This is a genomic window from Pararhodobacter zhoushanensis, from assembly GCF_025949695.1.
In the GTDB taxonomy this organism is placed as follows: Bacteria; Pseudomonadota; Alphaproteobacteria; order Rhodobacterales; family Rhodobacteraceae; genus Pararhodobacter; species Pararhodobacter zhoushanensis_A.
The window spans coordinates 1,107,476-1,130,676 of record NZ_JAPDFL010000001.1; the positions used below are offsets into that span (position 1 = coordinate 1,107,476).

General features: G+C 62.6%; 23 protein-coding genes and 1 tRNA gene. 13 read left to right on the forward strand and 11 right to left on the reverse strand.

Annotated features, from left to right (window positions below; translation table 11 throughout):
• Positions 1–25: 25 nt before the first annotated feature.
• From sucC to OKW52_RS05490, 11 genes are all read left to right on the forward strand, one after another.
• On the forward strand, positions 26–1,219 hold the full coding sequence (sucC, locus tag OKW52_RS05440; protein WP_264504810.1) for an ADP-forming succinate--CoA ligase subunit beta: 1,194 nt from the start codon (positions 26–28) through the stop codon (positions 1,217–1,219).
• A gap of 5 nt (positions 1,220–1,224) precedes the next feature.
• Positions 1,225–2,109, forward strand: a complete 885-nt coding sequence (gene sucD / locus OKW52_RS05445) for a succinate--CoA ligase subunit alpha (RefSeq protein ID WP_264504811.1) — start codon at positions 1,225–1,227, stop codon at positions 2,107–2,109.
• An 8-nt stretch (positions 2,110–2,117) separates the two neighbouring features.
• Positions 2,118–2,858 (forward strand): hypothetical protein, encoded by a 741-nt coding sequence (locus tag OKW52_RS05450; protein WP_264504812.1) that lies wholly within the window; start codon positions 2,118–2,120, stop codon positions 2,856–2,858.
• Positions 2,859–2,889: 31 nt separating this feature from the next.
• A complete protein-coding gene (locus OKW52_RS05455) occupies positions 2,890–5,856 on the forward strand; it encodes a 2-oxoglutarate dehydrogenase E1 component (protein WP_264504813.1) in 2,967 nt (988 codons plus the stop codon).
• Between the two features lie 3 nt (positions 5,857–5,859).
• Complete coding sequence (gene odhB, locus OKW52_RS05460) at positions 5,860–7,071, forward strand: 2-oxoglutarate dehydrogenase complex dihydrolipoyllysine-residue succinyltransferase (protein WP_264504814.1); 1,212 nt, start codon at positions 5,860–5,862, stop codon at positions 7,069–7,071.
• A gap of 101 nt (positions 7,072–7,172) precedes the next feature.
• A complete protein-coding gene (locus OKW52_RS05465) occupies positions 7,173–7,715 on the forward strand; it encodes a L,D-transpeptidase family protein (protein WP_264504815.1) in 543 nt (180 codons plus the stop codon).
• On the forward strand, positions 7,712–8,104 hold the full coding sequence (locus tag OKW52_RS05470; protein ID WP_264504816.1) for an MAPEG family protein: 393 nt from the start codon (positions 7,712–7,714) through the stop codon (positions 8,102–8,104). The genes OKW52_RS05465 and OKW52_RS05470 overlap by 4 nt, the downstream gene beginning before the upstream one ends.
• A gap of 8 nt (positions 8,105–8,112) precedes the next feature.
• Positions 8,113–8,502 carry an MAPEG family protein gene (locus OKW52_RS05475; protein ID WP_264504817.1) on the forward strand — a complete coding sequence of 130 codons (390 nt, stop codon included), beginning with the start codon at positions 8,113–8,115 and terminating at the stop codon, positions 8,500–8,502.
• Between the two features lie 103 nt (positions 8,503–8,605).
• A complete protein-coding gene (gene lpdA / locus OKW52_RS05480; protein WP_264504818.1) occupies positions 8,606–9,994 on the forward strand; it encodes a dihydrolipoyl dehydrogenase in 1,389 nt (462 codons plus the stop codon).
• A 235-nt stretch (positions 9,995–10,229) separates the two neighbouring features.
• The gene (locus OKW52_RS05485; RefSeq protein ID WP_264504819.1) at positions 10,230–11,255 is read left to right on the forward strand and encodes a dipeptidase; all 1,026 of its coding nucleotides are present in this window, start codon (positions 10,230–10,232) and stop codon (positions 11,253–11,255) included.
• A 58-nt stretch (positions 11,256–11,313) separates the two neighbouring features.
• A tRNA-Cys gene (locus OKW52_RS05490) sits at positions 11,314–11,387 on the forward strand.
• Positions 11,388–11,461: 74 nt separating this feature from the next.
• On the opposite strand, the gene OKW52_RS05495 is transcribed toward OKW52_RS05490, so the two are convergent.
• The 8 genes from OKW52_RS05495 to OKW52_RS05530 form a co-directional block, all read right to left on the reverse strand.
• Positions 11,462–12,529 carry a tyrosine-type recombinase/integrase gene (locus OKW52_RS05495; RefSeq protein ID WP_264504820.1) on the reverse strand — a complete coding sequence of 356 codons (1,068 nt, stop codon included), beginning with the start codon at positions 12,527–12,529 and terminating at the stop codon, positions 11,462–11,464.
• A 348-nt stretch (positions 12,530–12,877) separates the two neighbouring features.
• Positions 12,878–14,335, reverse strand: a complete 1,458-nt coding sequence (locus OKW52_RS05500; RefSeq protein WP_264504821.1) for a Mu-like prophage major head subunit gpT family protein — start codon at positions 14,333–14,335, stop codon at positions 12,878–12,880.
• Complete coding sequence (locus tag OKW52_RS05505; protein ID WP_264504822.1) at positions 14,328–14,951, reverse strand: head maturation protease, ClpP-related; 624 nt, start codon at positions 14,949–14,951, stop codon at positions 14,328–14,330. Before OKW52_RS05505 ends, OKW52_RS05500 begins: the two co-directional genes overlap by 8 nt.
• Before the next feature lies 1 nt (position 14,952).
• Entirely contained in the window at positions 14,953–15,189 is a 237-nt protein-coding gene (locus tag OKW52_RS05510) for a hypothetical protein (protein WP_264504823.1), read from the reverse strand.
• Positions 15,190–15,202: 13 nt separating this feature from the next.
• Positions 15,203–15,736, reverse strand: a complete 534-nt coding sequence (locus tag OKW52_RS05515) for a hypothetical protein (RefSeq protein WP_264504824.1) — start codon at positions 15,734–15,736, stop codon at positions 15,203–15,205.
• A gap of 242 nt (positions 15,737–15,978) precedes the next feature.
• Positions 15,979–16,362, reverse strand: a complete 384-nt coding sequence (locus tag OKW52_RS05520; RefSeq protein WP_264504825.1) for a hypothetical protein — start codon at positions 16,360–16,362, stop codon at positions 15,979–15,981.
• Positions 16,359–16,784 (reverse strand): hypothetical protein, encoded by a 426-nt coding sequence (locus OKW52_RS05525; protein WP_264504826.1) that lies wholly within the window; start codon positions 16,782–16,784, stop codon positions 16,359–16,361. The genes OKW52_RS05520 and OKW52_RS05525 overlap by 4 nt, the downstream gene beginning before the upstream one ends.
• On the reverse strand, positions 16,781–16,969 hold the full coding sequence (locus tag OKW52_RS05530) for a hypothetical protein (RefSeq protein WP_264504827.1): 189 nt from the start codon (positions 16,967–16,969) through the stop codon (positions 16,781–16,783). The genes OKW52_RS05525 and OKW52_RS05530 overlap by 4 nt, the downstream gene beginning before the upstream one ends.
• Before the next feature lie 457 nt (positions 16,970–17,426).
• On the opposite strand from OKW52_RS05530, the gene OKW52_RS05535 reads away from it, so the two are divergent.
• Together OKW52_RS05535 and OKW52_RS05540 are read left to right on the forward strand one after the other, a co-directional pair.
• Positions 17,427–17,627 (forward strand): hypothetical protein, encoded by a 201-nt coding sequence (locus tag OKW52_RS05535; protein WP_264504828.1) that lies wholly within the window; start codon positions 17,427–17,429, stop codon positions 17,625–17,627.
• Between the two features lie 12 nt (positions 17,628–17,639).
• Positions 17,640–18,272: a Fic family protein gene (locus OKW52_RS05540; RefSeq protein ID WP_264504829.1), complete on the forward strand. Its 633-nt coding sequence runs from the start codon at positions 17,640–17,642 to the stop codon at positions 18,270–18,272.
• Between the two features lie 762 nt (positions 18,273–19,034).
• Here the strand turns inward: OKW52_RS05540 and OKW52_RS05545 are convergent.
• From OKW52_RS05545 to OKW52_RS05555, 3 genes are all read right to left on the reverse strand, one after another.
• Complete coding sequence (locus OKW52_RS05545; RefSeq protein WP_264504830.1) at positions 19,035–19,952, reverse strand: helix-turn-helix domain-containing protein; 918 nt, start codon at positions 19,950–19,952, stop codon at positions 19,035–19,037.
• A gap of 403 nt (positions 19,953–20,355) precedes the next feature.
• Positions 20,356–22,227: a sensor histidine kinase gene (locus tag OKW52_RS05550; protein ID WP_264504831.1), complete on the reverse strand. Its 1,872-nt coding sequence runs from the start codon at positions 22,225–22,227 to the stop codon at positions 20,356–20,358.
• A 2-nt stretch (positions 22,228–22,229) separates the two neighbouring features.
• Complete coding sequence (locus tag OKW52_RS05555; protein ID WP_264504832.1) at positions 22,230–22,937, reverse strand: LuxR C-terminal-related transcriptional regulator; 708 nt, start codon at positions 22,935–22,937, stop codon at positions 22,230–22,232.
• Between the last annotated feature and the right edge of the window lie 264 nt (positions 22,938–23,201).

A 23,201-nucleotide genomic window follows, 5' to 3' on the forward strand; every position in this document is an offset into this window, starting at 1 on the left:
ATTCGCAGCAGACGGGGACAGTTCCGTGAATATCCATGAATACCAAGCGAAGGCTTTGCTTCGCACCTACGGGGTTCCGGTGTCGGACGGGCGTGTCGTCCTTCGCGCCGAAGACGCCAAGACCGCAGCCGGTGAGCTGGATGGTCCGCTCTGGGTGGTGAAAGCCCAGATCCATGCGGGCGGTCGCGGCAAGGGCAAATTCAAGGAAGCCGAAGCGGGCGAAAAGGGCGGTGTCCGTCTCGCCAAGTCGGTGGAAGAAGCCGAAGCGATGGCCAAGCAGATGCTGGGCCGTACGCTCGTCACCCACCAGACCGGCCCGGCCGGCAAACAGGTGAACCGCATCTACATCGAGGATGGCTCGGACATCTCGCGCGAGCTTTACCTTGCGCTGCTGGTCGACCGTGGCACCTCGCGCGTGTCCTTCGTCGTCTCGACCGAAGGCGGCATGGACATCGAAGAAGTCGCCGCCTCGACCCCTGAGAAGATCATCTCCTTCTCGGTCGATCCGGCCTCGGGCCTGTCCGATTTCCACGGCCGCCGCGTCGCTTTCGCGCTGGGTCTGGAAGGCGCGCAGGTCAAGCAATGCGTCGCGCTGGTGAAGAACCTGTACCGTGCTTTCATCGACAAAGACATGGAGATGCTCGAGATCAACCCGTTGATCGTGATGACCGACGGCAATCTCAAAGTGCTCGACTCGAAAGTCTCGTTCGACGGCAACGCGATGTACCGCCACGGCGACATCGCCTCGCTGCGCGATGAGACCGAGGAAGACCCCAAGGAACTGGCCGCGTCCAAGTTCGACCTGAACTACATCGCGCTGGACGGCGAGATCGGCTGCATGGTCAACGGCGCGGGTCTGGCGATGGCCACGATGGACATCATCAAGCTTTACGGGGCCGAGCCTGCCAACTTCCTCGACGTCGGCGGTGGCGCGACGAAAGAGAAAGTGACCGAGGCGTTCAAGATCATCACCTCGGACCCCAACGTCAAAGGCATTCTGGTCAACATCTTCGGCGGCATCATGCGCTGCGACATCATCGCCGAGGGCACGATTGCCGCGGTGAAAGAAGTCGGCCTGCAGGTTCCGCTGGTCGTGCGCCTTGAGGGCACGAACGTCGAGCTGGGCAAGAAGATCATCAACGAAAGCGGGCTGAACGTCATCGCCGCCGACGATCTGTCGGACGCCGCACAGAAGATCGTGAAAGCGGTGAAGGGGTAATTTGAATGGCCATTCTCATTGACGAAAACACCCGGGTCATCTGCCAGGGTATCACCGGGTCGCAGGGCACGTTCCACTCGGAACAGGCCATTGCCTACGGCACCAAGATGGTCGGCGGCGTCACGCCCGGCAAAGGCGGCGGCACCCATCTGGATCTGCCGATCTTCAACTCGGTCCACGAAGCCAAGGCTGTGACCGAAGCGAACGCCAGCGTGATCTACGTCCCGCCGCCCTTCGCTGCGGACTCGATCCTCGAGGCTATCGACGCCGAGATGGAGCTGATCATCTGCATCACCGAGGGTATCCCGGTGCTGGACATGATGCGGGTCAAGCGCGCGCTGCTGAACTCGAAATCGCGTCTGATCGGGCCGAACTGCCCGGGCGTGATGACGCCGGATGCCTGCAAGATCGGCATCATGCCGGGGTCGATCTTCAAGCGCGGCTCGGTCGGCGTTGTGTCGCGCTCGGGCACCCTGACCTATGAGGCGGTCAAGCAGACCACCGACGTCGGCCTGGGCCAGTCGACGGCTGTCGGCATCGGCGGCGATCCGATCAAAGGGACCGAGCACATCGACGTGCTGGAAATGTTCCTGGCCGATCCCGAAACCCAGTCGATCATCATGATCGGTGAAATCGGTGGCTCGGCGGAAGAAGAAGCCGCGCAGTTCCTGGCCGATGAGAAGAAAAAAGGCCGCTGGAAACCGACAGCTGGCTTTATCGCGGGCCGCACCGCGCCTCCGGGCCGTCGCATGGGTCACGCCGGGGCGATCGTCTCGGGGGGCAAGGGCGATGCCGAGTCCAAGATCGAGGCCATGAAATCGGCCGGGATCATCGTGGCTGACAGCCCGGCGACGCTGGGCGAAGCCGTGATGAAAGCGATCAAGGCCTGAACGCAATGATGGTGTCGGCCACTCTTGTGTCCCGGTTCGTCGCCCCTGCCATACTGGCGGGGGCGTTGGCCGGTTCGTGTCTGGCCGACACCACCCCTGCCGCCGACGCGGTGGTCGCGCAATGCGCGCGGCTGTTCTTTCCGGCGTCCTCGCTGGCTGAAAGCCTCGATGCGATCCCCGGTCTGACCCGGCTGCCGCTGGACAGCTTCGCCCCTGAGGCCGAGCACGGTCGTGCGCTGCGCATGGCGCTGGCGTATAACCGGGCGCTTCAGGGCATCATGGCCACGGCGCTGATCGCGCCCGAAAACCAGCTGATGCGGGAATTCGACGTGGTCGCCGCGGACACGCCCTGGCTCTACTCGACCCCCGGTCAGGGCGGCGGCGTTGCGGCCTATGCCGATGCGGCGGGAACGCTGTTCATCATCGACCGTTCGATCACCACGGGACGTCAGGGCCGTCGCGAGACGCGCTGCCTGTTCATCGCCCCGCCTGATACGGCCCCTCTGGTGCCTGTGCTGCCTGAAAATGTGACGATCACCGACACGCCGTCTGCCTCGTCACGAGGTTTTAACGTCAGTGCAAGACAAGGGCGTATACCGTTCGATGACGATGCGGCGGTGTCCACTGCCAGCGCCGGGTTCTCGATGGTGACGATGCCCGTCCCGCCTGGTACGCGCGTTGCCGATCTCGCCGGGATCGGTGGCGTGACGATCTTCCGGCAGAGCACCTCGAACCGATCTTCTCAGTAACATCCCTTCCCTCACCCCGAGGACCAGACCCATGAACGACCAAAGCCCCAACGACGCCCTGCATGCCACGTCCTTTCTGGATGGGGCGAATGCCGATTACATCGACCAGATGCAGGCGCGGTTTGCAAAGGATCCGTCCAGCGTAGACGCTGCATGGGCGCAGTTCTTTGAGGCGAATGGCGACGATGTCGCCACTGCCACCCGTCAGGCCGAAGGCCCCAGCTGGGCACGCGCCGACTGGCCGCCGCAGCCGCAGGACGAGCTGACCTCGGCCCTGACCGGCATGTGGCCCGCCGCCGCGCAGGAAAGCAAAGCCGCCGGCGACAAGATCCGCGCCAAGGCCGCCGAAAAGGGCGTCGAGATCACCGACACGCAGGTGCAGCGCGCTGTTCTGGACAGCCTGCGCGCTCTGATGATCATCCGCGCCTACCGCATCCGGGGCCACCTGATCGCCGATCTGGACCCGCTGAAAATGCGCGACGACTCGCTGCACAGCGAGCTGGACCCGGTGGCTTACGGCTTTGCCGAAAGCGACATGGACCGCCCGATCTTCATCGACAACGTGCTGGGGCTGCAGGTTGCCTCGATGCGGCAGATCATGGAGATCCTCAAGCGCACCTATTGCGGCACCTTCGCGCTGCAGTTCATGCATATCTCGAACCCGACCGAAGCCGGTTGGCTGAAAGAGCGCATCGAAGGTTATGGCAAGGAGATCACCTTCACCAAGATGGGCCGCAAGGCGATCCTGAACAAACTGGTCGAGGCTGAGGGCTTTGAAAAGTTCTGCCACGTCAAGTTCATGGGCACCAAGCGCTTTGGTCTGGACGGGGCCGAGGCCCTGATCCCCGCGATGGAGCAGATCATCAAGCGCGGCGGCAATCTGGGCGTGAAGGAAATCGTCATCGGCATGCCCCACCGCGGCCGTCTGTCGGTGCTGGCCAACGTGATGGCCAAGCCCTACCGCGCGATCTTCAACGAATTTCAGGGCGGCAGCTTCAAGCCGGATGAAGTCGACGGCTCGGGCGACGTGAAGTATCACCTCGGCGCCTCGTCGGACCGTGAGTTCGACGGCAATGTCGTGCACCTGTCGCTGACCGCCAACCCCTCGCACCTTGAGGCGGTGAACCCGGTGGTTCTGGGCAAGGTCCGCGCCAAGCAGGACCAGCACAACGACCCCGAGCGTCGCTCGGTGATGCCGATCCTGCTGCACGGCGATGCCGCGTTTGCGGGGCAGGGCGTCGTGGCCGAATGTCTGCAATTGTCGGGGATCAAGGGGCACCGCACTGGCGGTTGTATCCACGTCATCGTCAACAACCAGATCGGCTTCACCACCGCGCCGCATTTCTCGCGCACCTCGCCCTATCCGACGGATATCGCGCTGATGGTTGAAGCGCCGATCTTCCACGTCAACGGCGACGATCCCGAGGCTGTGGTTCACGCCGCCAAGGTCGCGACCGAGTTCCGCCAGCAGTTCGGCAAGGATGTCGTCATCGACATCTTCTGCTACCGCCGCTTTGGTCACAACGAGGGCGACGAGCCCATGTTCACCAACCCGGCGATGTACAAGTCGATCAAGCGTCACAAGACGACGCTGCAACTGTACACCGAGCGTCTGGTCGAAGACGGCCTGATCCCCGAGGGCGAGATCGAGGATATGAAAGCGGCGTTCCAGTCGCATCTGAACACCGAGTTCGAGACCGCCAAGGAATACCGCCCGAACAAGGCCGACTGGCTCGACGGACGCTGGAAAACGGTCAAGACCAAAGATCGCGATCAGTATCAGGCCGGTCACACCGGGCTGAAGCCGGAAACCTTTGCCGAGATCGGCGTCGGCCTGACCACGCCCCCGACCGACTTCGACATCCACAAGACCGTCACGCGCCAGCTGGACGGCAAGAAGAAGATGTTCGAAACCGGCGAGGGCTTTGACTGGGCCACGGCCGAGGCCATCGCCTTTGGCTCGCTGCTGGTCGAAGGGTTCCCGGTGCGCCTGTCGGGCCAGGATTGCTCGCGCGGGACGTTCTCGCAGCGCCACTCGGCGCTGGTCGATCAGACCACCGAAGAGCGGTACTATCCGCTGAACCATATCCGGTCCGGTCAGGCCCGCTACGAGGTCATCGACTCGATGCTTTCGGAATACGCGGTGCTGGGCTTTGAGTACGGCTATTCGCTGTCCGAACCCAACGCGCTGACCCTGTGGGAAGCCCAGTTCGGCGATTTCGCCAACGGCGCGCAGATCATGTTCGACCAGTTCATCAGCTCGGGCGAAAGCAAATGGCTGCGCATGTCGGGGCTGGTCCTGCTGCTGCCGCACGGGTTCGAAGGGCAGGGCCCCGAGCACTCGTCGGCCCGGCTTGAGCGCTTCCTGCAGAACTCGGCCGAGGAAAACTGGATCGTCGCCAACTGCTCGACCCCGGCGAACTATTTCCACATCCTGCGCCGCCAGTTGCACCGCGATTTTCGCAAGCCGCTGATCCTGATGACGCCGAAATCCCTGCTGCGCCACCCGATGTGCGTCAGCAAGGCGGCCGATTTCACCGATGGCTCGACCTTCCACCGCGTGCTGTGGGATGATGCGCAATACGGCACCTCGACCGTGACGCTGAAACCCGATGCCGAGATCAAGCGCGTGGTGCTGTGCTCGGGCAAGGTCTATTTCGACCTGCTGGCCGAGCGCGACGCACGCGGGCTGGACGACGTGTATCTGCTGCGTGTCGAACAGCTGTACCCGATGCCGAACAAGTCCCTGCGTCAGGAGCTGCAACGCTTCCCGACCGCCGAGATGGTCTGGTGTCAGGAAGAGCCCAAGAACCAGGGCGCCTGGTCGTATATCGAGCCCAACCTCGAAGCCGTGCTGACCGAGCTCGGCGCCACCCACAAACGTGCCCGCTATGCCGGGCGCACCGCTTCGGCCTCGCCCGCCACGGGTCTGGCCAGCAAGCACAAGTCGCAACAAGAGGCGCTGGTGATCGAAGCGCTGACGTCGGAAGGGAACTGAACAATGAGCATCGAAGTCCGCGTCCCCACGCTGGGTGAGAGTGTCTCGGAAGCGACCATCGCCACCTGGTTCAAGAAACCCGGTGACACCGTCGCAGCCGACGAAATGCTGTGCGAGCTGGAAACCGACAAGGTCACGGTCGAGGTTCCGGCCCCGTCCGCCGGCGTGCTGTCGGAAATCATCGCGCCCGAGGGTGAGACGGTCGGCGTGAATGCCCTGCTGGCGATCATCACCGAAGGCGACGGCGCAGCCGCTGCCCCGGCCAAGGCCGAGAAGCCCGCCGCCGAAGCGCCCAAGGCCGAAGCCGCCAAGACCGAAAAATCGGTCGAGGATGCACCGTCGGCGAAAAAGGCGATGGCCGAAGCAGGCCTGACGTCGGATGACGTCAAGGGCACGGGCCGCGACGGCCGCGTGATGAAAGAGGACGTGCAGCGCACGGTCGCCTCGGGTGGTGCTGCCGCTCCGGCCCCCGCGCCGGTCGCTGTCAGCCGTGGCCCGGTGGCCGCCGATGACGCGGTGCGCGAAGAGCGCGTGAAGATGACGCGCCTGCGCGCCACCATCGCCCGCCGCCTGAAAGACGCGCAGAACACCGCCGCGATGCTGACCACCTATAACGAGGTGGACATGTCCGGCATCATGGACCTGCGCAACGAGTACAAGACGCAGTTCGAAAAGAAACATGGCGTCAAGCTGGGCTTCATGTCGTTCTTCGTGAAGGCCTGCTGCCACGCGCTGAAAGAAGTGCCCGAGGTCAACGCCGAGATCGACGGTCAGGACGTCGTCTACAAGAACTACGTCCATATGGGCGTGGCCGTGGGCACGCCCTCGGGTCTGGTGGTGCCGGTTGTCCGGGATGCTGACCAGATGGGCTTTGCCGCGATCGAGAAGAAGATCGCCGAAATGGGCCTGCGCGCCCGCGACGGCAAGCTGTCGATGGCGGAAATGCAGGGCGGCTCGTTCACCATCTCGAACGGCGGCGTCTATGGCTCGCTGATGTCCTCGCCGATCCTGAATCCCCCGCAATCGGGCATTCTGGGCATGCACAAGATCCAGGACCGTCCGGTCGTGGTGAACGGCCAGATCGTCATCCGCCCGATGATGTATCTTGCGCTGTCGTATGACCACCGGATCGTTGACGGCAAAGGCGCCGTGACCTTCCTGGTCCGCGTCAAGGAAGCGCTGGAAGACCCGCGCCGCCTGTTGATGGACCTGTAAAAGGTGGGTTGAAAACCCACCCTACGCTGGCGCGCCCGGTGTAGGGTGGGGCTTCGCCCCACCGCCGTTTCGCCTGCGTTCCCAGCACCGGACCTGCCGCCATGCATCGCCGTTTCGTCCTTCAGACCCTCGCCGCCGTCGCCGTGATCGGTGGTGCTGACAGCGCCTCGGCCCAGTCACGCGGCCACACGCCGCCGCCGATGGCCGCACCGCATGAACAGGCGGATTTCGTGCTGGTGTTGAAGGCCGCACGCCGTCTGACCCTGTACCGGCAGGGCCAGCCGATCCGCGAATACCGCATTTCCATGGGCGATGGGGCCAACGATGGCCCCAAACGGTTCGAGGGCGATGGGCGCACGCCCGAGGGGCGCTATATCATCGACTGGCGCAACCCCAATTCGCTGGCCTATCTCAGCCTGCACATCTCGTACCCCAACGAGGCAGACGTGGCCTATGCGGAATCGCAGGGCCGTCGCGCCGGGGGCGATATCATGATCCACGGGATCAACAACGGTTGGGGCTTTCTGGGCGTGCTGCAACGCTCGCGCGACTGGACGGCTGGGTGCATTGCCGTCACCAACCGCGAGATGCGGCAGATCTGGTCGCTGGTGCCCGACGGAACGCCGATCGAGTTGCGCCCATGACGCCCGAACTCGCTGCCCTTTCCGCCACCGCGCTGATCCATTTCGCCACGATCTTTACCGCGCAACGGTTCCTGACCCGTGACGTCGGCAAGTCCGGCAATTGGGGCACGCGCGAAGGGGTCGAGGACGATCTGTCCCCCCTTACCCTGCGCCTGCGCCGGGCGACCGCGAATTTCACCGAGAATGTCGGCCCTTTCATCATCGCCGTGCTGGTGGTGGTGCTGGCAGGCAAGACCTCGGGCCTGACCGCCGCCCTGGCCTGGATCTTTGTCGCCGCCCGCGCGCTCTATGTCCCGGCATATGCGCTGTGTTGGGTGCCCTGGCGTACGGTGATCTGGGCAATTAGCGCGCTGGCGACATTGGCGTTGCTGGTCCTCGGCCTTATCTGAGAGAGATGATGACCCCCGAACTCCTCACCCTCGCGCTCGCCATCCTGCTGCAGGTCGCGCAATTTGCCAGCTACTCGGTGTTGGCGCAGCAACAGGTCGGCCCCCGATACGCCGCCTCGCCGCGCGATACCCCGCGCGAGCTGTCCGGCCTCGCGGGGCGTGCCCAACGCGCGCTCAACAACCATTTCGAAGGGCTGATCCTGTTCACCGCCGCCGTGGTCGTGGTTACGCTCTCGGGTCAGTCCACCGGCGTTACGCAGGCAGCCGCCTGGGTCTACCTCGCCATGCGCGCCCTGTATGTGCCCGCCTACCTCTTTGGCTGGGCACCGTGGCGCTCGCTGATCTGGTTCGTCGGGTTGCTCGCCACCGTTACAATGATCATCGCATCGCTGATCTGATGCGGCATCATCTGTCCCTAAATATCCTCGGGGGTGAATTCGGCGGATGCCGAAGAGGGGGTCCGAGGACCCCCTGACCCCCGCTACCATGGAGACCATAGCAATGGCTGACTTCGATCTCATCGTCATCGGCGCCGGACCCGGCGGATACGTCTGCGCGATCCGCGCCGCGCAACTGGGCCTCAAGGTCGCCTGTGTCGAAGGCCGCGAGACGCTGGGCGGAACGTGCCTGAACGTCGGCTGCATCCCGTCCAAGGCACTACTCAACGCCACGCACCAGTTGCACGAGGTTCACGAGAACTTCGAGAAGATGGGCTTGATGGGCGCTGCGCCGACGGTCGACTGGGACAAGATGCAGGCCTACAAACAGGACGTGGTGAACGGCAACACCAAGGGCATCGAGTTCCTGTTCAAGAAGAACAAGGTGACCTGGCTCAAAGGCTGGGCCTCGATCCCCGCCGCCGGTCAGGTCAAGGTTGGTGACGAAATCCACAACGCCAAAAACATCGTTGTGGCCTCGGGCTCGGTTCCGGCCAGCCTGCCGGGCGTCGAGGTCGATGAAGAGGTCATCGTCACCTCGACGGGCGCGCTCAGCCTGCCCAAGATCCCCAAATCGGTCGTGGTGATCGGCGCAGGCGTGATCGGGCTGGAGATGGGCTCGGTCTATGCCCGTCTGGGGGCCACCGTCACGGTGATCGAATACCTCGACGCCATCACGCCCGGCATGGACGCCGAGATCGCCAAGAGCTTCCAGAAGCTGCTGACCAAGCAGGGTTTCAAGTTCACGCTGGGCGCTGCCGTCCAGAAGGCCGAGCGCACCGAGACCGGCGCGACGGTCACCTACACGCTGCGCAAGGATGACAGCGAGCATTCGGTGGACGCCGATGTGGTTCTGGTCGCCACCGGCCGCAAGGCCTATACCGATGGTCTGGGTCTGGACGCGCTAGGGGTTGAGCTGCTGCCGCGCGGTCAGGTCAAGACCGATGCGCATTGGGCAACCAATGTCAAAGGCATCTACGCCATCGGCGACGCCGTGGTCGGCCCGATGCTGGCCCACAAGGCCGAGGACGAGGGCATGGCGGTCGCCGAGGTGATCGCGGGCAAGCATGGCCACGTGAATTACGACGTCATCCCCGGCGTGATCTACACCACGCCCGAGGTATCCTCGGTCGGCAAGACCGAAGAGCAGCTCAAAGAGGCGGGCGTCGACTACAAGGTCGGCAAATTCCCCTTCATGGGCAACGCCCGCGCCAAGGCGGTGTTTCAGGCCGAGGGTTTTGTGAAGATCCTGGCCGACAAGACCACCGACCGGGTTCTGGGCTGCCACATCATCGGGCCGGGCGCGGGCGATCTGATCCATGAGATCTGCGTCGCGATGGAGTTCGGTGCCTCGGCGCAGGATGTCGCGCTGACCTGCCATGCGCACCCGACCTATTCGGAAGCCGTGCGCGAGGCGGCGCTGGCTTGCGGCGACGGCGCGATCCACGCCTGACGGCGGGGCGCGGCGCTCGGGGGGCATCGAGCCCCCTCGCGCCGGCCGCGCCTGCGCGCGGCGTCAGCGCTCAGGGCCTGCCGGGCCGCTTGGCGGTGAGCCGGGTGTGTGTATTTGTGACAAGGTGATGAGAGGCGGTACTCAGGCGGGTGCCGCCTTTTTTTGCGTCTGGAAAGGGTTTCGCTTTCGCTGGCTGCCGCGTTAAGCTTAACAGGCGAAACAACGGGGGTGTGGCATGCAGGTTTTTGACGGGCACAATGATGTTCTGAGCCGCTTGTGGAGCGCAGGCGGTGATCCTGTGGCCCGGTTCTCGCGGCTTGAAGGTCATATCAATGCGCCTGCCGCAGAGGCGGGTGGCTTTGCCGGTGGCTTGTTCGCCTTGTATTCGCCACAGGTCCGGCGGAGCTTTGACTTCAGCAATTTCAAGGGTGGCGAGTTGCCGTTGTCGGCACCGATGGAGCAGGCGCCGGCCCTGCAATCGGTGATGGCCGAAGTGGGCATTGCCCAACGCTTGCAGGCGGCGGGGTTGCTGCGCTTGTGTACCGATGTCGCCGGGATCGAAGAGGCGATGGCGGCCGGAAGGATTGCCGCAGTGCTGCATCTTGAGGGTGCCGAGTGCATCGATCCCGAGCTGTTGGTCCTGGATGCACTGCATGCCTTGGGTCTGCGCTCGCTGGGGCCGGTGTGGTCGCGCCCGACGATCTGGGGCGACGGGGTGCCGTTCGGCTTTGGCGGCGACGGGGATACCGGGCAGGGCCTGACCGCGGATGGCAAGCGTTTGGTGGCGCGCTGCGCCGAGTTGGGCATCGTCGTCGACACCAGCCATCTGACGATGAAGGGTTTTTGGGACATCGCCGGGATGGGGCACCCCCTGCTCGCCACGCATTCAAACGCCTGGAATGTCTGCCGGACGACGCGCAACCTGACCACGACGCAGTTGAGCGCGATCGGCGAGACGGGGGGGATGGTCGGGTTGAACTTTGCGACGGTCTTTCTGTCCGAGAATGGCTGGAGCACCGGGCGCGCGACACTGGATGATTGCCTGCGCCAGCTTGATGCGCTGATCGAGGGTGCGGGTGAGGATCACGTGGGCCTGGGGTCGGATTTCGACGGGGCGCCCCTGCCGCAGGGGATGGCCAGCTGCGCCGATCTGCCCGCGCTGGTGGCGGCGATGGAGGCGCATGGGTATGGCGACGCGCTGATTGCCAAGCTGTGCCACGGCAACTGGCTGGCGTTTTTGCGCCGGGCATGGGGCAGGTGACCGCGCCCTCTTGCACCCGTGCGGCGGAGCGGCTAAAGCAGTCGCAGTCTCGGACAACGGTGGGTTGGCGGAGAGGTTACGCACCGGATTGCAAATCCGTGAAGACCGGTTCGATTCCGGTACCCACCTCCAAGACTTTTCAAGCACTTGCGCTCCTTTGAGGTTTTCGCCGGTCCCGGCGTTTACAGTTGCGTTTACAGTTGCACTCACGATGCACCACCTTTCGCTTGTGCCAATTTCACAAGGATCGCGTCCGACTCGTCGGGCGAGACGCGAGCGTAGTGCTCGATCACAGCCGCCGCGTACCGCACAGACCAACCCATGAATGAGGCGATTTCGCCCAGTGATAGGCCCGAGTTGAGTAGCCGCGTTGCAGCCGTGCCGCGCGTGTCCTGCAACCGCAGGTCATAGCCCAATGCTTCGGGCGTCAGCCCAGCCTTGTTGCGCCAGTAGCGCAGGGCGTCAGACGCCGCCCGCGCTGCCAAGGGCGTACCCTTGGGATTTGTGAGAATAAGGAACTGCCCGTCTGCCGTTGCGTCGAGCAACGCGCTCATCGTGGGTGTCACCGGAATATAGGCGGTCCGCTTGCGCTTGTTCGTCCGGATGCGGATGCGGCGCCCGGTCGAGGTCGCTTCGATTTGACCACGGCTCAGGGTGACGAGATCGGCAGGGCGCAGGCCTGTTTCGCAACCGGCGGTCAGGATGCGCGATACCCAAGGCGGCGCGACCGCATAGACCTTTTCCCGATGATCCGGCGTCCAGACGATTTCCGCGCGGTCGGCTTCATAAACCTTGCGGAAGTCTCCGCAGTAGTGTGCCCGCAGCTTTCCGGCGTCCTTCCATGCCCAATTCAGAATGCGCGTAACCACGGTTCCGGCATAGTCGTACTGGCGCGGGGAATGCGCCCACTGCTTACGCCATTCATTCACTTCGCCGCGGGACTCGGGTTCTTCGAACAGACGCGCGGGATCGTCCTTGAATGCTTGTGCGAAGCGCAGCGCCCAAAGCCGATAGTCTTGCCGTGTCCGCTCGCCCTTGGGCATTTCAGCGCTGGACAGGAAATCATCGACCATTTGCGGGGTCATATAGTCAGAAGGTTTGGGCGTCTCGATCGCGGCAGCCAAGGCCGCAAAGAATTCCGGCGCAGTCGGGTGTCGCTCGGTCCCTTCCCAAAATTTCGGGCCACCGCGCCAGCCGTAGAAGTGAAATTTTATTCCGGTTTTGGTCAGTCGCTTGACGCGATGCACACCGGTGGGCAGATCAAAGCGAGCCATTGCGCGCCCTTCTTTGTTCGACAAGTGAAAGTGGGGGCGAAGTGCTATCGGCAGCGGTGCGGCAGAGGCCCTGAGCGAGGTCGAGACGATGCCGGACGTGCTTCGGATCATACCAGCCCGCACGGCCGGGGACCGGGCGAATACCCAAGGTGGCGCAGAATTTCCGAAAGGAATCGTTCGCTCCCGAATAGCCGAGGCAGGCCGCTACCTCGGCAGCGGGAACCAGTCGGATCATTTCGTGCAGGAAGTCTTGCGGATGATGCGTCATCGGGGCCGTGACAGATTGATTTCAGGAACAGCGCAGCGAGCCGGGGGCGCGGGCTGCGCCCCCGGCTTTGGTGCCCGGCGTTACGCGCCGGGGTTCTTGAACCACGACGCCCAGGACACGAACCGGGCGTCCAGTGCCCAGACAAGGCGGAACTCGGTCCCGAGGGTCTCCCAGCCCGGCTTGGACTCGACACGGGGGGCGGACTGGCCGTCCAAGAAGGAATAGGCCAGACCGTCCGAGGTGGCGGGGTTGCCGATCAGATACCAAGCCTTCGCATCGGTCAGCCCGACCTCAACGATGATTTCCAGCGAACCGGCGAAGGGGTTGGTGTCGCTGGATTTGGTCGCGTTGATTTGAGCAAGGACTTGCTGCGCTGCCGTCTCCAGCGCGGGCGGGACCACCAGTGCCCACGGCTCGATCGCGAAGTATTCACCCTGTTTGCCGCGCTGGGTGCGCAGCGCCAGACGCGCCGCCGACAGGCTGGCGACGGACAGCGCAGCCCCCGAGCTGGCGAGGTTGCCGTGGGCGGCGTGGAACACCGTTTTGCCGTCCGACATGGTGTTGCCAAGCCCAGCATTCGCCAACAGCGGTTCCAGCAAGACGTGACGCTGGCGCTCGATCGCGCCCGCAACCATCTTCTTGGCAATCTGGCCGAAAAGCCCCAGATCATCGTTGATGAGCGCCTTTTGCGAAATCCGGAACAGCGCCGCGAAATCACGGGGGGCGGGCTTGGCTTCACCGCTTTCATCAATGGTCACATGCTTGATCTCGCCGCCCTCGCCGACTTCCTGAGGCATCCCCGAGGCAGACAGACCCAGCATGTTTCCGAGGCGGTAGTCGGTCGCTTCAACCTCATGCGCGGCGCGCATCAATGCGGGCTTTGCGGCCAGAACATCGCGGGCAACGAGATTGCCGAGCGCGCCGCTCAGAACGCTGGGGAAGTCGCTGGTGGCGTGCGTCGCCATGCGGACCGCTTCGTGCATGTTGAACGGTCGATTCCCGTTCGCCCGCTCGAAAGCCATCGCCATTTCGGCTAAGGAATGGCTGGCGAACCGCCGCCCGGTCGTCGGGGTATGGTTACGGTCGAGCCGGGCTTGCAGAGCGTCCGTGAACATCGCGACATTCTGGTGGAGCGGCGACTGCCAGCGAGTGATGCATGGTCCAGTCGCTCCCCCCATTTTGGGGCCCTTCGAGCGGAGCCGCGCGATCGCGTGCCGCAGCAACAGAGACGCCGACATTTCCGTTTTCTCGGCATCAGGGTCGCCGCCACTGTCTCCACGGTCGGCTTGGTTGTCCTCGATCGCTTGCAGCAGTGCGGCTTTCATTTCTTCCAGCGTCATGTTGTGCATCGAGAACAGGGCAATGAGCGCCTGCAACTCTTCAATCAGTTTCGCGTCCAAGTCGTCGGCGGTGCTCATGTAGGGCGTGAGCTGACGGGCAACCCATTTCGGGATCTCGGCCTTGCCAAGCAACATCTGCACTTGTGCCAGCAGCTGGGCCGGCGGCTCACCTTCGTGTTTCATCTGAAAATCAAGCATTCTGTTTCTCCGTGCTTTGATGATTGGGCGATCCGGTCCCCCAGCCGTTTTCTCGGGCGAGCCTCAGCAGGTGCCTGGGTGCGCCCCGGAATTTCGAATAGTCGAACGCCGCGACCATCTGCGGCCCTGTTTCCAAGGCTTCGATCCGGTCGCAGAAGTTCAGTTCAAGAGCCTCATCGGCGGTCAGCCACGTTTCCTGCTTCATCCAGGCGGCAATGGTTTTGACCGGGTGGCCAGTGTGGCGCGCATAGGCGGCGGCATAGGTCCCGCTCATCTTTTCGAGGGCATCGGCAGCGGAACGGTGCTGATCCGCCGTGCCCTCGGCCATCGCGTAGGGTTCATGGATCATGAACATTGCGGCGGGATGCATGATGATCGTGCGCCCCGCGACAGCGGGCAACGTGGCGGCAGAGGCGCAGATCCCCTGAATGTACGTCGTCACTTTGCCGTGCCGCTCAACCTCGGCCATCATCGCCGCGCCTTCGGCGGCGCTGCCGCCGCCGGAGTTGATGCAGATGGTCACCGATCCGAGGTTTTGAGCGAAAAACTCGGCCAGATCCGTAGCGCAGGCGTTGCCCGAGCCAATGTTGCCGGAAATGTCAAAGCGCGGCTTCATCCTAGTCCGCCGCCGGGTTGGTCGTCTGCGTGCCCGGCACAAATTTCGGAACAGCGTATTCCGGCGACTGCTTGATCAGCACCTTGCCACCTTCGGCGCAGGCGCTTTTCAGATAGAGACGGTGCCGAAAGAAATACTCCGTTTCGGTCTCGCGCTCGGGTTCAATCAGGCTGAAAAAGTCCAGCCGCCCAAAGGGTAAGGGCAGCGGGACAGACTGGTGAAAGGTGGCATGGCGCATTGTCAGAACCCCCTCAAAATGCGTCATCAAGCAACCAAGCGGGCCGCTGATCCTCATCACTGATCACGCCAAAATGCTTCAAGCTCGAAACCACGAACCGCGATGCTTCGCTGGCGTTCACCAAGACAATGCGTTGCACGGCCTCTGCGGCGGTATTTTCTGCGATCAGCGCCGGAACCTCGTCCAGCGTTCCCGCAAACAGTTGCCGAGGCTGAAAGCCTTCGACGGGACGTTCCTGCACAAGGACAAGGTAAAGATCGGAAGTCGGCGCGCGCTCAGAGGCTGTCAAAAGTTTCCGCCAAGCATTGCTCGCAGCATATTTGGCCGAGTTGACATCGACTCCACCATTGTCTGTGAATTCCATCATCATCCGCAGGTCGAAAGCATCGCGAGCGCTATAGTCAGCGCGGCGCTTGCTGCCGTCCGAGTTCACGCTAACGAAGCTAGAAGGCTCCGGCGCAATGAACGGGAGGTTCTTGTGGAAATGGTAGTTGTCAAAACGCTTCTCTGCGCATTGAGTGACTTCGAGGACGAGGCGACGCTTCATGAGGGAACCCTTTCGAGGAAAATTCACTTTAGGCAAAGTGTTTTATTGGTGCTGAAGCATTGGGTCAACGCCCCCTGCGCATCTTGGGCGCTTTTCTCACGCCCAACTGTCGCGCTTATTGGCCTGACCATCAGAGCTTGCGGCAAAGCCCACACGAACAGTTCAGTCCCGATATCGCGTTGCCGATTGTGACCACTCACTCGCCTTTCGGCGAAGTTAGAGAGTGGCAGGACTGAGTATCGTCACCAATCCGCCAGCCGGTGCCATCCCGCCGAGTCCTGCCGATGGATCGAGGCAACCCTACCAATCACATCGCTATCCAGAGAGCCGGTCGGAATTTCGAGCCATCCCGCCCCATCGTTCATGTTCACGCGCGTTCCGGCACACCGCTCGCCGCGAATGAGCACACCACCTGACAACATGTATTGGTTGCCGTGGCTAATCTGGTCGCAGGGATAGCAGCATGCGAAGGTGCCGGGACTGCCCAGCACCTCGATCACGAACGGAATCACCGGGCGCGGAGGATCTTCGACAAGCTCACCGGTGACGGCCTCAACCCCCGTGGCAGCGGTGGCCGATCCAGCGGCGACGATCGCGCCAGAGCGCAGAAACTCACGCCGGTTCATGGTTGCACCCCCGCCAGTGCCTCTTGAGCGGCGTGCATGACGGTGTTGGGGGCTGGCAGGCGCTCAGCAGGGACCAACCCGCCGAGCAGCGCGCGCGCTTCATTCCAGACCGGCGAACAGTCATAAAGACAGGAAAAGTCCCCAAAATTATGAGCCACCAGCATCTTCGCCGCCAAATCCGCCGCGCAGGTGCTGGGTATGGATATGAGCCTGTCTTCGATCGCGTCACGCTCGAAGTAAAACAGCCGATCCAGTTCGTCGTCGTCCAACGACGGGTGCGTATCCGCAGCATCGGTCAAAGCGATATAGGCCCGATACAGCCGCAAGATTTCTGACTCACCCGGCTTTGCGTCAGCGCCAGCCGGAAAGAAAGCGAGCGCGGCGCCGCTGGTCCATGTTGCAAGCATCGCACGCCGGTTCATGCTTGTACCCCCATCAGCTTGACGGTTTGGCGCAGGGCGGTGCGCATGTAGCTACGGGCCTCACGCAAGGGCTGCGGATAGCCGCGCGGGCTTTCCGTGGCGTCCAGCGCCAGAGCGAGCATGTCGTGGATTTCGTGAAGTCTTGCGGCAGGCAATGCCTGTCCGCTATGGCTGGTGTTAGCCATTCGCGTTCTCCTTACAGAACGAGTTTCGGTTAGGGCGGCAGGGTGTTAGCGCACCTTGTTCGCCCGTCAACTTTCTGCCATCGTTTAGTTGGCGCAGTCAAGGACTTTGTAATGTCAGAAAGTAAGAAGCGGATGGGGCGACCGCCGGTGAACTCTACGCCGGTAACAGTCCGCATCCCGCCTAGCCTTCTCGACTGGATCGACACTGAACGCGCCAAGTTAGACCCGGAGCCGAGCCGACCGGAGTTCATCCGCAAGTTGTTGGAGGAACGGCGGCGCTGAGGCAGTTTTCGGCACCGCACTTCACGGCATATTTACTGTTTTGGCGACATACTGCCGCGTGATAGCGAAAACAGGCACAAGGACTCTAGCCAAATCACTTTGGCTTGTGGTTACCTTTACTCATACAAATTCGACGCCAGATTCAACTGGTGCCCCTTCTTGAAAGGATGGAACCATGCTTATGAACCCGACGCATACGTCCGACGCAGGGCTGCTGCAGCGCCTGCGCGCGGCTGCCAGCAAAGGCGTGTCCGCTGCCGAGCTGCGCGCTCAACGTGTGTCCTTCATCGTGTCATCAGTGAGTGACGGGAAGACCGTAGTGACACGCGAGATGGTCGAAGCTGAGCTCAAAAAACTGAACGGTGAAGCTGCCTGAGGTTGCTTTTGTATGATACTTTTTGACCTGAGCAACTCCGAAGCTCACCCGGCATATCAAGCACTGGCGATCTCCAACGGGGATCGCCAGTTTAGTTTTCTACAGTCTGTTGTGAACGCTGCGCTGGAAGCTCAGCAGCTCTTTTTGTCGCAGGCCGTTTTGAAAGCCCTGAATTTCCACGCGATCGCCTGCCTGCACACCAACGCTGGAGAGTTCCGCCCCTGCAACGTCCATGTTGCCTATCCAGACCCAGCGGATAACTACAACGCGCCGGAGCACTTTCGTGTGCACGCCCTCATGGACAACTTCATCAATTGGGTGAACTCTAACTGGAAAGAAGCCGATCCAGTCGCGCTAGCGGCGTATGTGCTCTGGCGGCTGTGTGCGATTCACCCGTTTATCAACGGCAACGGGCGGACTGCTCGAGCGGCGGCTTACTTCACGATCTGCGTCAAAGCGGGCGGTTGGCTTCCCGGCACGGAAAACATGATTACCCTACTCAAGCGGCATGCCAACTACAACACTGCGTTGAAGCATGCCGATCAGTCTCTCGTCACTGGCAAGTTAGACATTGCTCCGCTTATCACAGTGGTCGGGGAGTGCCTCCAGCAGCAACTGAACTCCGCCGCAGCTCCAGCGTCATGAGCAACCGCTGAAAGCAACCACCTTCGGGGAAAGCCATCCTCTGGTGACGTTGCTCTGACGATCGAGATGCGAGACGCGGCAACTTGCGCTCGTGTACCTTGCGTTTGTCTCAGTAGTTGTCACTTTGGGTCGGGTAGAACATCGCTTCGGCCACTTGAAAAATGCACTGCCAGTGCATTCCCAGCTTCGCATGCGAGGAGCGCAGGGTGCCAAAATAGGGCGTCCTGCCGTTCTGGGGGCCTCTGCGCGCGCCAACGGGGTATCGCAAGCCCTTTCCCACGGTGGGGCGTCCAGCCGGGTACAGGGACAAAAAGTACCTTGGCGACATGGAGCGAGTGGCGGTGCTCGGAGACGCCCTGTGGGCCTTACAGGAGCGGGCGTCGGGGTTTCAGCGCTATTGGGCGGCGAAACCCGAGGCCCGCTTGGCGCGCCCGTTGCCGCGCCTGCCGGGCCGAACCCTCGCCCGATTTTCCGCAGGGTTTGATTTGCGCGCCGCGCTGCATGGACTACAGCCGCGCGCTGACGGGGTTTCCGCACTCGCCGTCTTACCGGGACATTTCGGGGGAAGAAAACTAAGGCCCGCACGCATGTCCTGCGCTATCTCGTATCGCCCAACCAGATCGGGGTATTTAGATACCCCAACCACAACCTCTTTTCACCCTCTCGCGAACCGCCCAGCCCCCACCCGAACCGGGGCGCGAATTACCCGCGTGCAAGGGTTCTCGGCGAAGGACCCAGATAGGGGGGGGCGGCGGGCGAACATCAGAACTGGACCTTGAGGCGTCGGAGCTCGTCCTTCGACACTGCCCCCGAACTGATCAGGACCGCAGCAACGTCGGGGGAAATCCCGTTTGCGGGCACATGCCGCCCCTCCTTGATGGTTTTCGCCCAGAAGGCTGCCATTCCCTGCAAGCTGCGACCACGATCAGCAGTTGCGCGGTCATCCGGGAAATCCTCCCAGCGGCGTTTCTCAAGCCAGTTGTCTGCATAGGCCAGGTACATCGCCGTGTTGCCCTTGTTCTCTGCCCTGTAACGCTCAGCCGCTCGGATCAACCGTTCTGAAGGCGTGCCATCGCTCACAGCTTGGGCAAACAGTTTCTCAGCCCTGTTCCGATCTCGCGGTCTGGGATGCGCCTTCCAAAACTTTTCGAAGTGTTCGCGAATGTGTGCGGAGCCTGCTCCGCCAACACAAGGTTCCATTACAGGTTCCTTTACAAGGTTAGTGTCGGGTTTTCCGACACGGCTTTCCGGGTTTTTCCGACACGGCTCTGCCGGAATTTCCGACACGGCTTTTTGGGTTTTGGGCGTGGTCGTCGTGGCAGGTTTCGAGGCGGTTCCGGCCTTGGGACCGCCGACAGGCGCGGGCCGAACAGGAGAGGCGGCACCTTCATCCGGATCGCCAAAGTCATCTTCGAAGGCCAGCTTGTAGCGCGTCGGTCGCTGGCGCTTTGTGCGCGGGTCGATCGAGCGGAAACGCCGGATCAGCCCGCGCTCTTCCAAGAGTGCAAGCTGGACGTTCACCGTGTCCCTGTTCAATTCGCAGGTGCTGGCGAGGAATGCTTGGGTCGGAAAGCAGCCGTGGGCGGGGTTGTGGCAGTCGGCCAGTGTCAGCAGCACCAGCTTTGCCGAAGGTTTAAGACCGCGTTGTCCAAAGGCCCAACTGGTGGCGACGTGGCTCATGCTACACCCCGCAGGGCCTTGTGCGCGCCGACGCAAGCACGCATTGCCGCGCGCAATTGGTTTACGCGCGGGTCGTAACCCGTTGATACTTGGCCGTGAACAAACAGGGGGCGTTTACAGGTCAGCCCTTTGAATTCAGTAGGGAAAGCCGGATTGCAAATCCGTGAAGACCGGTTCGATTCCGGTACCCACCTCCAAGACTTTCCCGACAGATACGTTTGCCCTTGTTCGCACGCTGCCGCTTTGGCCGTGCGAGGGTCTCTGTGTCGGGTAGGCGCCGGCAGGTCTCTGGCTTTGGCGGGCGTGCTTCGGGTTGGTGGACCGTCACGCCTCATGCCTCACGCCGCTCTGCCCGCAGTGATCGTCAGCGACAGGACCGACGGATTCAGGCGGTTCGTCCGGGCTACCAGAACAAATGCACCACGGTGCCGCTGCCCGAAGACCGGACGTCCAGCTGTATCCCGATGTCCGCCGCCCGCTGCCGCATGCCTCGCAGGCCGAGGCCGCTGTCGGATGGCAGGGCCTCAGAGGCCTTGCTGGTGTCAAAGCCGCAGCCATTGTCGGTGATGCGGATCGCCCGGTCTTCTGACTGGACAGTGATCACCGTGGCCGACGAATGTTTCACCGCATTGCTGATGGCTTCCTGCACGATGCGCATCAGCGCCAGCACGTCAGAGGGGGTCTGGTTGTCCAGACGGGTCGTCGCGTCGACCTGCCACGCGAACTGCGCCTTGTGGCGATGCAGCAGGGGCTCCAGCCGGTTTCGGATCATGCCGAGCATGACCGGAATGTCGTCCTCGAGGTGGAGGCTGTCGATCATCAGACCCATATCACGCAGCGCATCTTCGATTGCGTTCTGCAAGACCGGGTCCTGATGGCCTGAATTCTCCATGTAGGCGAGCGTGTTGACCAGCTGACCGCCGATGCCGTCGTGCAGATCCAGCATGATGCGTTGCCGCTCCTGCGTGATCAGCCGACGCTGGGATTGTTGTGCCAAGGCCGCATAGGTGGCTTCCAGCTCGGCCGATTTCTGTTCGACCTGTTCGGCGAGCGAGGCGTGCAGCCTGTCACGCTGGCGCCGCAACTCATCAAACCGTTGCAGAAGTGACCAGCTCAAGCCGATGATGAGGATCGTCATCGCCTGCGGACCAAGCGGTGCCAGCACGGTGCCCGGCGGCCAGAAGGCGTCGATCCAGACCGTGGCGGCCAGCGCCGACGCAAGGCTGAACATGAAGAACAGGGTCATATGCGGCTGCTTGCCGCCCCGCCGTGGCAAGGACAGCAGCCAGCCGAGGGTCAAGAGCGCCAGCACGGCAACGCCTGCAAAGAAGATCGCGCCGGGCGCAAAACCCAGCATCGGCCGGTTCACGATCAGGACCAGTGTGTTGAGCACGATCACCCCGTGCATCAGCCTGAGATACATCCGTGACGGGTCGCCGAAGAACCCCAGCAAGAAGCGAAAGATGAAATAGACCATCGCCTGGATCGAGAAACACCACACGGCGACCCAGAGGGGATGCTGCGGCGCAAGGTTCGGAAAGGCCCATTCCGACCCGAAGACAAGCGCGGCCCCCATCGTCAGGGCCAGCCAGCCGAAGCCCAGCGAACGCGGGGACATCCGCCACAGCGCCAGCGAAGCCAGGACCTGGATCAGTGTCGTCGCCCAGTTCATCCGGATGGTCCCCGGTCCGGTGGCGAACTGCTCAAGCCATTCTGCCTGAAGCACGGCGGCATTGCCGACGTAAAAGGGATAGAGCGCCAGCCTTCCCTCGTTCGCCCGCCGCAGTGCGATCTCGATCGTGGTGTCGCCGTCGCGCAGGACTGGTGCGGGCAGACCGATAAAAGTCGGCTTGTTCCAGTCATGCCAAAGCGGCTCGCTTGCGTCGCGCGTGGGGGTCAGGACGGTGCCGTTGACCGTAACCTGCAGGCTGTCGGATGCCCGCGGGATCAAAAGGGCCTGCAGATGCGTCCGGTCATCGACCGTCAGGTTTATGCGATAGGTCGCGACGGTGTCGGAATCGGCGGAAATTGGATCGGGAAGCGTGGACCTGCGGGTGACCGCGCAGGCACCGTCCTGCGCCTCCGACTGCCGCAGGCAGAGCTCGGCTGCGTCAATACGCTGCGTGCCCGCGACCTCGGGGTAACGTTCCATGGGTAAAATCTGCAGGGCCAGTACCAGCACGACGATCCACAGCGCGACGCCCACATGGATCAACAGACGTTGCGCCACAAAGCGCAGGCGTCTGGCGGGCAGGGTGCCCGCTTGGCCCGCCACGGTCAGAACAGCCCGAGACGGTTTGCAACCGCGACGGCCTCGGTGTTCGAGCTGACCTCAAGCTTGCGATACACGTTGTTCACATGCGAGCCGACCGTGCCGAGGGTGATCTGCAGTTTATCCGCCACCTCCTGCCGCTTGAAACCCATCGCGATCAGCTTGAGGATATCGTGCTCGCGCGTGGTCAGGCTGATGACCGGTGCGGGCTCGTCGGGCGCGGCTTCCGGGTTCTGCTGGGGGACGAATTTCAGAAGAAACCGTGCGATCTGCGGACTGATCGGGCTTCCGCCCTCGAGCACGGTGTGCAGCTTCTGGCTGATTTCTTCGAGCCGGTCATTCTTGAGGATATAGCCTTTGGCCCCCGCTCGGATTGCCTCGAATACCCGCCCTTCGTCGCCAAAGACCGTCACCACCAGACTGTCGCAATCCCAGTCGGCAGCCTCGGCGGCGCGAATGACGTCAACGCCGGAACCGTCGGGCAGACCCAGATCGACCAGAACCGCGCGCGGGCGATGGCGGGCAAGATCGCGCAGCCCCTGTGCGCGCGTATGGGCGATGCTGCAGATCCGGAAACCCTGATCGCCGAGGACCGCGCGTTCCAGACGTTTGGCGATTTCCAGGCGGTCTTCAACGATCAGCACATCAACTGTCGGTTTGACGGCCCGATGCGCAGGATCCGGGCCTTTCTCCGGGCAGTCGACATCACTCATAGACACTTTTCATTCACCTTGGCCGCGCCAGCGCGCCGTCAATTATCAAGCTTTTTTGCTGTGGCTTTTGAATAACACAGATTAATTGAGTCGGGCCAGACTCTGGTTTTCTCAGGAAACTCTATGGATCCGTAGATGGGCAGCTGTCCTGACCTGCGGTAAATCCCGGCAGGAAATCGCCACCCGTGCGCAGTTTTCACCGATCCCGTACTGCGGGACGGCGGAGCATGGCACAAAGCCGTCAGGACCGTATCATGTACCGTT

Excerpts from the sequence above, each read along its gene's own strand:
- OKW52_RS05475 (WP_264504817.1), top strand. The coding sequence starts at position 8,113 with ATGACCCCCGAACTCCTCACCCTCGCGCTCGCCATCCTGCTGCAGGTC.
- sucD (WP_264504811.1), top strand. The coding sequence starts at position 1,225 with ATGGCCATTCTCATTGACGAAAACACCCGGGTCATCTGCCAGGGTATC.
- OKW52_RS05500 (WP_264504821.1), bottom strand. The coding sequence starts at position 14,335 with ATGCTTGATTTTCAGATGAAACACGAAGGTGAGCCGCCGGCCCAGCTG.
- OKW52_RS05515 (WP_264504824.1), bottom strand. The coding sequence starts at position 15,736 with ATGAAGCGTCGCCTCGTCCTCGAAGTCACTCAATGCGCAGAGAAGCGT.
- OKW52_RS05450 (WP_264504812.1), top strand. The coding sequence starts at position 2,118 with ATGGTGTCGGCCACTCTTGTGTCCCGGTTCGTCGCCCCTGCCATACTG.
- OKW52_RS05530 (WP_264504827.1), bottom strand. The coding sequence starts at position 16,969 with ATGGCTAACACCAGCCATAGCGGACAGGCATTGCCTGCCGCAAGACTT.
- OKW52_RS05545 (WP_264504830.1), bottom strand. The coding sequence starts at position 19,952 with ATGAGCCACGTCGCCACCAGTTGGGCCTTTGGACAACGCGGTCTTAAA.
- OKW52_RS05495 (WP_264504820.1), bottom strand. The coding sequence starts at position 12,529 with ATGGCTCGCTTTGATCTGCCCACCGGTGTGCATCGCGTCAAGCGACTG.
- lpdA (WP_264504818.1), top strand. The coding sequence starts at position 8,606 with ATGGCTGACTTCGATCTCATCGTCATCGGCGCCGGACCCGGCGGATAC.
- OKW52_RS05505 (WP_264504822.1), bottom strand. The coding sequence starts at position 14,951 with ATGAAGCCGCGCTTTGACATTTCCGGCAACATTGGCTCGGGCAACGCC.
- OKW52_RS05510 (WP_264504823.1), bottom strand. The coding sequence starts at position 15,189 with ATGCGCCATGCCACCTTTCACCAGTCTGTCCCGCTGCCCTTACCCTTT.
- odhB (WP_264504814.1), top strand. The coding sequence starts at position 5,860 with ATGAGCATCGAAGTCCGCGTCCCCACGCTGGGTGAGAGTGTCTCGGAA.
- OKW52_RS05540 (WP_264504829.1), top strand. The coding sequence starts at position 17,640 with ATGATACTTTTTGACCTGAGCAACTCCGAAGCTCACCCGGCATATCAA.
- OKW52_RS05555 (WP_264504832.1), bottom strand. The coding sequence starts at position 22,937 with ATGAGTGATGTCGACTGCCCGGAGAAAGGCCCGGATCCTGCGCATCGG.
- OKW52_RS05520 (WP_264504825.1), bottom strand. The coding sequence starts at position 16,362 with ATGAACCGGCGTGAGTTTCTGCGCTCTGGCGCGATCGTCGCCGCTGGA.
- OKW52_RS05455 (WP_264504813.1), top strand. The coding sequence starts at position 2,890 with ATGAACGACCAAAGCCCCAACGACGCCCTGCATGCCACGTCCTTTCTG.
- OKW52_RS05470 (WP_264504816.1), top strand. The coding sequence starts at position 7,712 with ATGACGCCCGAACTCGCTGCCCTTTCCGCCACCGCGCTGATCCATTTC.
- OKW52_RS05525 (WP_264504826.1), bottom strand. The coding sequence starts at position 16,784 with ATGAACCGGCGTGCGATGCTTGCAACATGGACCAGCGGCGCCGCGCTC.
- OKW52_RS05465 (WP_264504815.1), top strand. The coding sequence starts at position 7,173 with ATGCATCGCCGTTTCGTCCTTCAGACCCTCGCCGCCGTCGCCGTGATC.
- OKW52_RS05485 (WP_264504819.1), top strand. The coding sequence starts at position 10,230 with ATGCAGGTTTTTGACGGGCACAATGATGTTCTGAGCCGCTTGTGGAGC.
- OKW52_RS05535 (WP_264504828.1), top strand. The coding sequence starts at position 17,427 with ATGCTTATGAACCCGACGCATACGTCCGACGCAGGGCTGCTGCAGCGC.